Below are 12,479 nucleotides of genomic sequence, written 5' to 3' on the forward strand. Positions count from 1 at the left end.
GTCTGGTACCTTGGAAAGGAAAGCTGCGATGCCGGGTATCTTGATGATGCCGTCGACATCATCCATCTCACGCTGCAGCAGAATGGCGGCCTGCTCAACCACATCAAGACCGGCAACAGCTTCGCGACGGACCACCTCAATGGCGCGAAGCCCGTGAATACGCTGCAGGAATGCGTTGGGCTCAATACCATTATCGACAGCCCACTCACGCCAGACACGCTCAACGACTGCGATCGAATTCAACAGCGTTCCATCCATGTCGAACAGGAATGCGGCGTGGGCCTCGCTCAAGGAGGAGGGAAGGGACCGCATTTCATTCGTCATGGCAGATTTCCGTTCATATCTGGTGGGAGGTTTCGCTTATCATACTCAGGCTGAATCGCGCAGCATGATTTCGGCATTCAGCAAAATTCGTTCGTCAGAAGGAATGTCGCTTTTTGTTTCAGTGGTTTCGCCAAGTTTGGACAACAACAGTTCGGTCGCAAGGCGACCGATTTCGTTGTAGTTCTGGGCAACGGTGGTAATCGGCGGGCAGGCATAACGCGACAACGGATGATCATCATGGCCGGCGATACGAATGTCGCAGTCGACGCCACGCCCAACCTTCAAGCCCGATTGCCATGCGGCTGCAATGGCACCGAATGCCACACGGTCGTTGGCGCACAAAACAGTCTTTGTCGGGAAACGACCATGCTCCTTGAGCGTGCGCATGGTTTCGTCATAGCCGAATTTTTCGAAATCCCAATCGCGACCTTCCAGGGTGGCGACAATCTTTGGGTCCATGCGCAGCTGTTCCATCGCATCAATATAGGCGAGCCGACGGCTGGTGGCATTGTTGTTGACGCCGGGCATGCCGAGGTAGCAGGGCGGTTCGCCTGAGCGGCATAGATAGTCAACAATCAGCTGGAAACTTTGACGGTTGTTGGTTCCGACAAAGGATGATGTCTCATCCAGCGGGGAATCCACGTAAATCAATGGAATGCTGGCGCCAAGCTGCGCAAGTGTCTGGTGATGTGATTTTACGCCGAGTGGCGCAATAATGGCGCCGGCGACGTTCATGGATTTCAGCGTCTCGATGGCGCGCTGTTCTATCTCCGGATTACCATCCGACGACAGGATGAAAGCCAGAAATCCGGCTTCATTGGCAAGCAATTCCACACGGCGGGTGAGGGCCATATAGAAGGGATCGGTGGAATTGGGGATGATGATGCCAAGAATATTGCTGCGGCGGCGGTTAAGATTCACCGCAAACATATTGGGCCGGAAACCGGATTCCTTGATCGCTGCCTCGATCAGATCGCGGGTCTTGCTACGAACGGATGAAGGATCATTGAAGTATTTGGAAACCGTCGGTCGAGACAGGCCGACGAATTCGGAAAAATCCTCCATCGTTTTGATCGGCGCTTTATCCACGGTATGAATTCCCCATTCCTCAGTCCGGCATAAATCGATTGAATTTTTACATCTACCTTCCCGCAAGGGGACGATCAATCTGCCAGAATGATTTTACACGATAAGCTTTATGCCGCTCGTTAAGAGCGGCACGCCTTGAAATAAATGTCCAGAACGGCATCAACTGCAGCAATGGAAAGGTCATGAGCGAAGGGACGAACCGCGCCAGTGCGCACGCGCTCGTAACTTCCCTGAAGATACTGGCTAATCAGCGTTTCTGGAATTTCCACGCCATTGAGCAAGGCAAACATGTCGTCAACGGCCTGCGAAATTTCCGGGTTCGGCCAGTAATAACGAACGCGGTCACTATAGCTGAAGTGGCGCTGCAAACGCTGTTCATCCGATGTGCCGTGATAGTATTTTTCCCAGTTCTTCGGATCAGCTGTCAGCACGTGCTCGATAACCTCAATGAGGCTTTCCTTGCGCTTTTCCGGGAAAAGGAAGGCTGCAATGCGATCCAGCCCATAAAAGGCTTCGCGAAGCGCAAAGGTCAAGCCAGGGCCAACCTTGAGGATGGCGAAACCATCATGAACCAATGAGTGCAGTGCCTCTTGTGTCTGGTAGTCGGTGGAGTGTGCCTCGAACACAAACCCCGGCATCTCGGACAGCGCAGCGCTGAGGTCTTTTGCAGCTTCCGGCACATAGGCAATCACATTGTGATTGCCAAACTCGACACCCGGCTGAACAACGGCGCCAACTGCACGCGAAAAGGCGTCTTCAACACCAGCAGCTTTGAAGGCTTCACGGTGAATATTGACCGTTTCGAGAGCGGCACTTGGTGACGTCACTTCGAGAACATCAATTTCTTCCATCGCGCCGCCCGGGATCGGCACTTCGGTACCGATGATGTAGACTGGCTTGACACCATTTTCACCACTGATCGCGGCTTCGGCAACCGCTGCAAGATTTGCTGCACGTTCAGCGGTAATCGCATCGGGCAGGGCGACAGGCTCGCCGGCGCAGCCCATACTGGTGTCGAGATGCAGCTTGGTGAAGCCCGCCTTGGCAAAAGCTGCGATCATCACACGCGCTTTCTCCATGGCTTCGGATGCAGGCAGATTTTTCCATGGGTTCGGGCCAAGATGGTCACCACCCAGGATAAGTTTTTCCAATGGAAATCCGGTGTTTGCGGCAATCTTTTCGACAAAGGTACGAAAATCAGCCGGTGTCATGCCGGTATAGCCACCATCCTGGTTGACCTGATTGCAGGTCGCCTCGACCAGCAGGTAATTACCGTCCTTCAAGGCGTGCAGCATCGAAGCTTCGATAACCAGCGGGTGGGCCGAGCAGATGGACGGAATGCCCCGAGCACCGGGACGATCTTTCCACGTGGCGATATCGAGAAGCGGGTTCTGGCTCATCATGCTTGTTTCCTTGCGGTATTGGCTATGAAATCTTCCAGCTCTGCCTGGGTGGAGGCGCCTTCCATCGGTCCTGCCTTGGTCACTGCACGGGCACCGGACGCATTGGCCAATGTGAGGGCAGTTGACGGCTCTTTTCCAGCCAGCCAGAAGGTAACGAAAGTTGCGCCGAAACTGTCGCCAGCGCCGGTTGGATCGACTTCTTCGACTTCAAATCCAGGCTGCGAAATGGTCCGTTGTGCGTCGAAATAGGTCGCGCCTTTTTCACCGCGTTTCAGGACAATGGCCTTGATACCGCTGACCAGAAGTTCAGCAACTGCTTCTTGTTCGGTTTTGGCATTGGCAAACAGGAACAGTTCTTCGCCGCTCGGCAGGAAAAGGTCAGTCTTCGACAGAACCGTTGTCAGTGCCTCGCGCATTCCAGGGCTGCCCAGAATTTCAGGGCGCAGGTTCGGGTCAAAAGAGACGGTGCCGCCCTTCGACTTGATGTCCTCGATAGCCGCCAGAATGGTTTCAACCACGCTTGGTGCGTAAAGGGCTGTGCCCATGACGTGCAGATGGGTGCATTCGTTGAGCAGTGCCCGCGTTTTGTCGTTGAGGCTGATCTGGCCGCATGCGCTGTGGCGAATGTTGAACACGAATGCCCGGCTGCCATCTTCACGGTAACGCACAAAGGCGCTGCCGGTCGTGCCTTGCGGATCAACTTCGATACCAGAGGTGTCGACGCCATCTGCCTCAAGACGGTTGAGGTTTACATAACCAAAATCATCTTCCCCGACGCGCGAGATAATCGCGCACGCCTGGCCAAGTTTGCCCACCTGATCGATGAAGATGGCAGGTGCGCCGGAAGGGAAGGGGCCGATCAACGGTACGGGGGCACGAAAGCCGTCGCCGCGGTCTGTTGCGATGATTTCGACAAGGATTTCACCAATGGTCAGTATCTTGCTCATGGTATCGTCTTTTATGCGGGATTAGCGTTTTGCCTGCTTGGCGCGTACATCGAGCCAGACAGCAATGAGGATAACCAGACCCTTGGCGATGAGCTGGTAGAAGTAAGGTACTGACAGCATGTTCATGCCGTTGTTCATCACACCGATGATCAGAGCACCAATCAGCGTGCCAACCATGGTTCCGACGCCGCCAGCGAGGCTGGTGCCACCGAGAACAGCCGCAGCAATCGCATCAAGTTCAGCGCCGGTGCCAGAATTTGTCTGGGCAGAGGACAGACGTGATGACAGAAGAATGCCTGATATTGCAGCCATGATGCCGGAAATCATGAAGATGGTGATCTTCATGCGATCAACCTTGATGCCGGAATAAAGGGCTGCTTCTTTGTTGCCGCCAATCAGATAGGCGCGACGTCCGAAGGTCGTCTTGCTCAGAAGGATGTGGTTGAACAGGAAAAGTGCCAGAACAATCCAGATGATGATTGGCAGGCCGAGGAAGCTTTCGGCGCCAATCGCTGTCCAGCTCTCATCCATGATCATTGCCGGCGCACCATTGGTGGGCAGGCTGACGAGGCCGCGATAGATGCCCATTGTTGCCACGGTCACAATGAAGGAGGGCAACAGAAGTTTTGCGGTCAGAGTGCCATTGATGGTTCCCATCAGGGCACCTGCAGCCAGGGTGAGCAGCACGGCCGGGACAAAACCAAAACCGAAGGCGAAACACTGTGCGCCGACCATGCCGGCAACGGCAATGATGGATCCGATGGACAGGTCAATTTCCCCGAGCAGGATGACCCAGGTCATGCCGAATGCTGCAATGGCGATAACTGCCACCTGCTGCAGAATGTTCATGAAATTGGCAACCGACATGAAGCGGGCGTTGTAAGAGGAAAAAACAACGCACAAAATGACGAGTGCAAGAAGAATGCCGCCATATTGCTTCATGATCTTCATAAAAGCGGCTGCGGAAGGATTGGTCTGGGTCATGATTGGTGCCCCGTCGCGAAGGTCATGATGGTTTCAGGATTAAGATCTGCGCCGCTGGCGGTGGCGATCACGCGGCCTTCGTTCATCACGACGACGCGATCGCTCATGCCCAGCACCTCAGGCAGTTCCGAAGAGATCAGCAGGATAGCCGTTCCTTCAGCTGCAAGCTGGCGAATGATCTTGTAGATTTCAAATTTGGCGCCGACGTCGACACCACGGGTTGGTTCGTCAAGGATCAGAACCTTGGGCTTGGTCAGCAACCACTTAGCCAGAACGATCTTCTGCTGGTTGCCGCCGGACAGTGAACCTGCCGTTGTTTCCAGTGACGCGGTCTTGATGGAAAGGCGTGCCACTTCGGCATTGGCCGAACGATGTTCTTCCTTGCGGCGCAGGAAACCAAACTTGCTGGCAAAGCTTTGCAGCGCGGCCATGCTGATATTGGATTCAACGCTCTGGCTGAGAACCAGACCTTCTTCCTTGCGGTTTTCGGTGACAAATCCGATGCCGTGCTGGATAGCCGAAACAGCCGAGTTGATGTTAACAACTTCACCCTTCAAGCGGATGGTACCGCTCGACAGTTTCATGCCGAAAATTGCGTTCATCACTTCGGAGCGGCCAGAGCCGACAAGGCCGAAGAACCCGAGGATTTCACCAGGGCGAACATCAAAGCTGATGTTTTCAAAGTCGCCTTCGCGGCTGAGGCCCTCAACGGCCAACATGGGTGCGATAGAGGACGCAGGTGCAGGCGTATCGCGCTGCGGGTAAATCTCATCCATCGTGCGGCCAACCATCAGTGCAATCAGCTCTTCAATGGTGGCATCTTCACGCTGGCGTGTGGTGATATAACAGCCGTCACGGACAACGGTGATGTCATCGCTCAGGCGCATGATTTCTTCCATGCGATGCGAAATGTAGATCACCGCGACGCCGCGGGCTTTCAGCCGCTCGACGATGCCGAACAGGATTTCCGCTTCGCTGTCGCTCAAGGAGGAGGTGGGTTCATCGAGAACCACCACGCGGGCATCGATGCTGAGGCCCTTGGCAATTTCCACGAGCTGTCGTTGTGCAATGGACAGATCACCAACCTTGTCCGAAACATTGATCGGCAGGCCGAGTTCCTTGACGATTTCGCGTGCTTTGGTCTCAAGCGCCCGGTCATTGATAAAACCGGCAAAAGACGGCTCGCGCGTCGCCAGTATGTTTTCGGCAACGGTCAGATTGTTACACAGGCTCAGTTCCTGGAACACGATGGTCAGGCCCAGACGTGCAGCGTCTTGCGGATTATTTGGCTGGTATGGCTGATTGTCCAAGCGGATATCGCCGGAACTTGGCTGGTAAACACCGGCCAGAATTTTCATCAGCGTGGATTTTCCAGCACCGTTTTCGCCCAGCAGCGTGTGCACTCGGCCACGTCTGACGTTAAGCCGCATATCCTTCAGCGCCGCGACGGTGCCGAATGTTTTGGTGACATTGCTGATCTGGAGAACGGTGTCCGTGTCGGCGTCTGCCATTCGGCGTCTCCTCAAACCCTGTTACGTCTTCTTTTTGATTGATCGTCAGCGGCCCCGCGCAAAAGGGAGATGGGGAGCGCGGGACCGCTGAATGCTGGCCTCATTGCCTTGAAAGCGGAGGCCAGCCAGCCTTGGGAGGCTTACTTCTTGGTGTAGACACCAGGTACGATTGGCTGGTCGGCAGGGACTTCTTCGCCTGCGATAACCTTGGCAGCCGTATCAACCGCGGCCTTGCCCATCTGGTCAGGGAACTGCTGGATAACTCCAACCATCACCGGGTTGGAATCAACCGCCTTGCGGGCTTCTTCCATGCCGTCGAAGCCGATAACCTTGACCTGGCTTTCGAGGTTTGCAGCCTTTACAGCAACGGCAGCAGCAAGAGCCGCATCATCACCGAAACCGAAGATGCCGTTGATGTCTGGGTTTGCCTGCAGCATGTTCTGTGCAGCAGCCAGAGCTTCAGCGCGCGTGATGCCGGTCTGGATCGATACGATCTTCATGTCAGGATGTTCGGCAATCGCCTTTTTGAAGCCTTCAACGCGGTTCACAACCGACTGAACCGTTGGGTAATCGATAACCGCGACATTGCCCTTGTTGCCAAGTTCCTTGGCCATCAGCTCGCCAGCCTTGACGCCGCCGGTGTAGTTATCGGTACCGATATGCGATGTAACCTTTGCGTCCTTTGCAGGCACGTCAACGGTGATAACCTTGATGCCAGCCTTTTCAGCCTTGTTGATGGCAGCTAGTACACCCTGACTGTCGACCGGCGAGATGACGATCACGTCGACGCCCTTGACGATGAAGTCTTCAACGTCTGCGAGCTGCTTGCTCAGGTCCTGGTTGGCAATGGACACTTCCAGCGGAATATTCTTTGCCTTGGCTTCGTCCTTCATCGCGTTAGCGAGATCGATGTAGAAGGGGTGCTGCTGTGTGAGAAGCGATGCGCCAATGCCTTCTGCATGAGCGGAAACAGCCGCTACGGACAGCATGCCAAGTGCGAAAACAGACTTCAAAATACGATTGCGGATCATTTTTTCCTCCCGAAATGTTTTCGGCTTGGGCCTGTTTTTCCTTGCAGTCGAAGTGGCAGACCCTCCCCGGTTCCGACCGCGTGGGCATCAAGACCACAAAAATTTACGCGCGTCAAATTTAAATTATGTGCGCGATAAATAAATATGTGTACCTATGTGAAGAAACGACGGTTTCTTGGTTCCAATAGGTTGTTTTTAAACCGGAAATTTCTGTTTGATTGGGGCGGGGCGGCCTGGGTCGCGAGGCGATTGCCAAAACTTCAAGCATTGTGCGGAGTGTCAGAATCGATGATCTCGATCTCTGTTAGAATACGAATTTCGCAGAAGAATCTCTCAATGCATTTAGCATTAAAGATCATAGCGCAATCGCGATTCCAGAAAATGTTCTTCTGTTTGGGCTGAATGAGTGGCAACTATGTTGCTGGCGGTGGCTCTAAAAACACCCTTTGGCAAAAAGAAGATACGTGTTGTCTTCAGGTCCATAGGCTTGCGAATTCCACATCGCTAGGTCTGCTGCAATAAACTGAATTTTCTGCAGTACGCTGTTGCGGTCTATCGATGACAACATTGCTTCCAATTCATGCCCACATGCGGATCTCACATTTGTTGCTGGGCGGAATTCTAGGCTCTCACCCCACGACACCACATAGATAAGTTCCATAATCAAACTTATGCGATCCAAATGTGTAAGGGCTATTTAGTAATGCGACAGTTGGGCCAGTTAGAGATGCGACAGTCTCGCCTCTCGACGCACTGGTCAAAGCCAACGTTGGGAGCGAGGATGACGATCTTCAGCCTGGTCGAGACCATGAGCGGTCGGAGTCGTCATGTCCTTTATGATCACCATGTCGCAGAAAGAATTGCATCGCCTCGAACTTATCCAGAAGATCCGTGACGAACGCCTGAGCGTTGTCCAAGCAGCCGAACAGCTCGGACTTAGTCGAAGTCAGGTTCATCGGTTGCTGCAGGCCTATGACCGGGATGGTCCGGCCGGCCTTGTTTCCAAGAAACGATCGCGGCCGAGCAACCGCCGCCATAGCGAAGAGTTTCGCAATGCGGCGCTGGATCTGATCCGGGATCGCTATCTGGATTTTGGTCCGACACTGGCGCGTGAGAAGCTGATTGAGCTGCACCATATCTCTGTCGCCAAGGAGACGCTGCGACAATGGATGACGGAGGCTGGTATCTGGGTCTCACGCAAAGAACGCAAGAAGCGGGTTTTTCAGCCACGCGGCCGACGTGACTGCTTTGGCGAACTGGTGCAGATCGATGGCTCACATCACTGGTGGTTCGAGAACCGTGGGCCCAAATGCGCCCTGCTCGTCTATATCGATGACGCGACTGGCAAGCTGCTGCATCTACGCTTTGCTGGCTCGGAGAATACATTCGACTATCTGCATGCGACGAAGTCCTATTTGCAGCAATGGGGCAAACCGCTGGCGTTTTACAGCGACAAGCACGGCGTTTTTCGCTCACTCCACCCGTCGAAGAAAGACCGGACGAGCGGCCTGACGCAGTTCGGTCGGGCGCTTTGCGAGCTAAGCATAGAGATTCTCTGTGCAAATTCCAGCCAGGCCAAGGGTCGTGTCGAGCGGATGAACCGGACGCTGCAGGACCGCTTGGTCAAGGAATTGCGGCTGGCCGGCATCGACAGCATGGAGGCTGGCAATGCTTTTTTGTCCGGCTTCATGGAGGACTACAATGCCCGTTTTGCGGTTTGCCCTGCCCGATCCGAGGATTTGCATCGACCGGTGAATCTGGCACCGGATCGATTGAAGGAGATCCTGTGCAAGCGAGAACAGCGTTATGTCGGATCGCAGCTGACATTTTCCTATGAGCGACAGCGGATCATGCTGGAGGAAACCGACGTCACGCGTGGCCTTGTTGGCAAATATGTCGAGACCTACGCTTATGCCGACGGTCGATTGGATGTGCGCTGGAAAGGGCATCGCCTGCCCTACACGGTGTTTGCCAAGGATCAGCGTGTGACACACGCTGCGATCACCGAAAACAAGCGGCTCGGCGATGTTCTTGCCTACATCAAAGAACGCCAGGAGCAGCTGGACAAGCCGAAGGTGAAGAGCAACAGCGACAAGAATGGTTATGTCAAACGCGCTCGTGGGCCTGGTCGCCGCAAAGACCTCACCAACGATCCGGCTGTGATTGCGCGGCGAAAGAAGGCGCTGTCGCGGCAGCAGGCTGCTGAGTGAGGCGTCTCAAAGCCAAAGCCAAAGCCAAAGCCAAAGCCGAAGAGGTGTTACCACCCGCCCCGATCTGATCTTGCAACCGGTATCAGCCGCTCAGATCGGGGCTGATCGGACAGTTCTACTTTGCAAACCGGCGGACGTTTCAACTTCGCCGCCACAAAATGTGTAGCCGGGTGGGTTCAAGGATGAAGTGCGACATGCCAATAATTTCAATGGCTTCAATTAGGAGATTTAGCTGTGCTGCTATTCTTGGCAGCTCTGTCCCACTCCGACCGGTGGTATCGCCACCGATCGGAAATATTTGAGAACCCAACGATTGGGTTGCGCAAATAGCGGCCCAGGACGATGCGTGTAGCGCGTTGTAAAGCCTGTCCAAAGGCTGGCGTGCACCGTCAAGCCAACGAGAAAATCAATCCCGATATTGCAAAACCAACAAGACCGACGAGTGTTTGCATCACGGTCCAAGTCTTGAATGTCGTTTTGATATCCATGTCAAAGAAACGGCCAACCAGCCAGAAGCCTGAATCGTTGACATGCGAGAGCATCACTGAGCCAGATGCTACTGCAATAACAATGGCGGCCAATTCAATGCCTTGGTAACCAGCTGCCTGGATTGCAGGTTGAATGAGACCCGCAGCGGTAATCAGGGCAACGGTTGCCGATCCCTGCGCGACACGCAGAGCCGTCGCAACAAGAAATCCGGCCACAAAAACCGGCATGCCAATATCGGCTAGTGCACTGGACAACGCACCGCCGATGCCTGAGGCGCGAAGGACGCCACCGAACATACCCCCTGCCCCGGTTATCAGGATAACGGAGCAGACTGGGCCCAGAGCGGAGTCGACGATGCGTTCGACCTTGATGGGGTCGCGGCCACGCATAGGGCCAAGCACGACCGCAGCGACCAGAACGGAGATCAGGAGTGCTATCGGCGTTGAACCAATAGCACGTAGCAACTGGAACCAGCCCGCATCCTTGTTCACCCATTCCTGAGCGCGTGCAAAATCGAGACCGGTATTCATGAAGATAAGTATGAGTGGCAATAGAAGAAGGCCAACGACCAGTGCAGGGCTTGGCAATGTGACGTCCTCACCCGAGCTCGTTTCTTCGGATCCGTTTTGAGGAACTGGCAAAAAAATGCGTTTACCAACCCATGTCCCAAAGAAATGACCGGCAATAATCCAGGTCGGAATAGCAACGATCAGGCCGGCCATGACCAGCAGTCCGACGTCGGCACCGAGCAATTCAGATGCTGCAACCGGGCCTGGATGGGGCGGTACGAACACATGCATGCACGAAAAGGCCGTAGCGACGGGTATGCCGTACAACAGCAGGCTTCCACCAAGACGTCGTGCGACCGTGAACATCACTGGAAGCATGACAACGAGGCCGGCGTCAAAGAAGATCGGAAAGCCGAAAAACAGTGATGCGATGCCCAAAGCCATCGGCGCGCGTTGTTCACCGAACCGTTGGACAAGGTCATCGGCCAGAGCCTGTGCGCCGCCAGATACTTCAAGCAGGCGGCCAAGCATAGCGCCAAGGCCGACAAGAAGCGCTACACCGCCCAGTGTAGAGCCGAAGGCATTGGTCAGGGTTGTCATGATATTTGCCGTGGGAATGCCCGTCACAAGCGCCGTCAGAAAGCTGACGAGAATGAGAGCGACGAACGCGTGGACACGAAACTTGATAATGAGCAACAACAACACTGCAACGGCGCCGGCCGCAATCGAAATCAATGTGCCTGCGGATAATGTCTGTTCAAATTCGGGCAAATATAAACTCCTCGACCTACTACGGGGCTGTTACCAGCCGTTCGCGCTGAAGATTCAATGTTTGAACTGACAATGAATCGACAGACGGCGCTTTACGACAAAGTCCGTCACCACTCAACGTGATGACGCCTATATCGCCTGAAACGAAATGTCTAAGCGTCAACTCGCTGTGAATATCGGCTCTTTCGAGAAAACGCAGACAAAAAGAAAGGCCGTCAGCAAAAGCCGCGGCCTGTAAAGTTTGAAGGTCATAAACCTCCAGAGGGGAACAACTAATGCAACGGATCTGGGAGGAAGCCGTCATATGCATCAGTTGTGGTCATTATGCTTTAATTTTGATCATTTGGAAAACAGTTATTGTGCAATACAGCCATGCGCGTACCGCGCTGCTCTACGTGTCTGATCTTGTGGGACGATAGAGAAAGGCCGCACGGAGGCGGCCTTTTTAAGTGATGTGGTGCGGTTACGGTGTTACGTCGAAGCCGAACCACTTTTCGGACAGGCGCTTGACAGTGCCGTCTGCCTTCGCAGCGTCGATGGCCTCATTGAACATCTTCTGCAATTCAGGCTCGCCCTTGCGTAGGCCGACTGCGACACCGCGACCAAGAATGCCGCCCTTGAAGAATGGGCCGGTCATGACGATGTCTTCATTGCCCGGCTTTTTTGTTGCATCGCTCAAATAGGCAAGAGATGCGACCACGAGGTCGACACGACCCGACTTGAGGTCGAGGTCATGCTGGTCGGTGGTCTTGTATTCGCGAATATCGGTGGAATCCTTGAAGTATTTTTCAAGGAGCGACAGGCCGAGCGAGGATGTCTGAACACCGATGGTCCGACCCTTGATCTCAGCAGCAACGTCGTCAATCGCCTTCTGGGCTGCAGCTTCGTCCTTGGCAAGATAAAGCGTTTCACCGGTATGTGGCAGCTTGGCGAAAGGGCTGTCCTTCAGCGTTGCAAAGGTCTGGGGTGTCAGGCCGTAAGATACCGAGAAGTCGATGGTTTCTTCACGCTTTGGCGTGGCAGTGAGACCTGCCATGATCGCATCGAACTTGCCAGCATTGAGGGCAGGAATGATGCCATCGAATGGCTGCGCAATCATGGTGCATTCCACCTTCATGCGCGCGCAGAGGTCCTTGCTCAGCTCAATCTCGTAACCATCCAGCGTTCCGTCTGGCTTGGTGAAATTGTAGGGTCGGAAGGCGCCTTCGGTT

Annotated in this window: 9 protein-coding genes and 1 pseudogene; 1 reads left to right on the plus strand and 9 read right to left on the minus strand. The window is 54.4% G+C overall.

Features of this window, described 5'->3' with window-relative positions; genetic code table 11:
* From RT613_RS10070 to RT613_RS10100, 7 genes and pseudogenes are all read right to left on the minus strand, one after another.
* A pseudogene (locus RT613_RS10070) lies at positions 1–324 on the minus strand (HAD family hydrolase); the annotation flags it as partial.
* 45 nt (positions 325–369) lie between these two features.
* Complete coding sequence (locus RT613_RS10075) at positions 370–1,389, minus strand: LacI family DNA-binding transcriptional regulator (protein ID WP_313615131.1); 1,020 nt, start codon at positions 1,387–1,389, stop codon at positions 370–372.
* Positions 1,390–1,532: 143 nt separating this feature from the next.
* Complete coding sequence (locus tag RT613_RS10080) at positions 1,533–2,813, minus strand: D-tagatose-bisphosphate aldolase, class II, non-catalytic subunit (RefSeq protein WP_313615132.1); 1,281 nt, start codon at positions 2,811–2,813, stop codon at positions 1,533–1,535.
* Positions 2,813–3,763, minus strand: coding sequence for a sugar kinase (locus RT613_RS10085; RefSeq protein ID WP_313615009.1), 951 nt, complete (start codon positions 3,761–3,763; stop codon positions 2,813–2,815). The genes RT613_RS10080 and RT613_RS10085 overlap by 1 nt, the downstream gene beginning before the upstream one ends.
* 21 nt (positions 3,764–3,784) lie before the next feature.
* Positions 3,785–4,747: an ABC transporter permease gene (locus tag RT613_RS10090; RefSeq protein WP_313615011.1), complete on the minus strand. Its 963-nt coding sequence runs from the start codon at positions 4,745–4,747 to the stop codon at positions 3,785–3,787.
* Positions 4,744–6,258: a sugar ABC transporter ATP-binding protein gene (locus RT613_RS10095; protein WP_313615013.1), complete on the minus strand. Its 1,515-nt coding sequence runs from the start codon at positions 6,256–6,258 to the stop codon at positions 4,744–4,746. The genes RT613_RS10090 and RT613_RS10095 overlap by 4 nt, the downstream gene beginning before the upstream one ends.
* Before the next feature lie 140 nt (positions 6,259–6,398).
* Positions 6,399–7,289, minus strand: a complete 891-nt coding sequence (locus RT613_RS10100; protein WP_313615014.1) for a substrate-binding domain-containing protein — start codon at positions 7,287–7,289, stop codon at positions 6,399–6,401.
* Between the two features lie 827 nt (positions 7,290–8,116).
* Here RT613_RS10100 and RT613_RS10105 point away from each other — a divergent pair.
* On the plus strand, positions 8,117–9,499 hold the full coding sequence (locus RT613_RS10105; protein WP_313615016.1) for an ISNCY family transposase: 1,383 nt from the start codon (positions 8,117–8,119) through the stop codon (positions 9,497–9,499).
* Positions 9,500–9,888: 389 nt separating this feature from the next.
* Here RT613_RS10105 and RT613_RS10110 read toward each other — a convergent pair whose 3' ends face one another.
* Positions 9,889–11,268 carry a gluconate:H+ symporter gene (locus tag RT613_RS10110; RefSeq protein ID WP_313615017.1) on the minus strand — a complete coding sequence of 460 codons (1,380 nt, stop codon included), beginning with the start codon at positions 11,266–11,268 and terminating at the stop codon, positions 9,889–9,891.
* 463 nt (positions 11,269–11,731) lie between these two features.
* A partial coding sequence (locus RT613_RS10115) for a transporter substrate-binding domain-containing protein (RefSeq protein ID WP_313615019.1) occupies positions 11,732–12,479 on the minus strand: 748 nt, incomplete at its 5' end.

The sequence above is a fragment of the Agrobacterium sp. genome (assembly GCF_032092815.1).
Lineage (GTDB): Bacteria > Pseudomonadota > Alphaproteobacteria > Rhizobiales > Rhizobiaceae > Agrobacterium.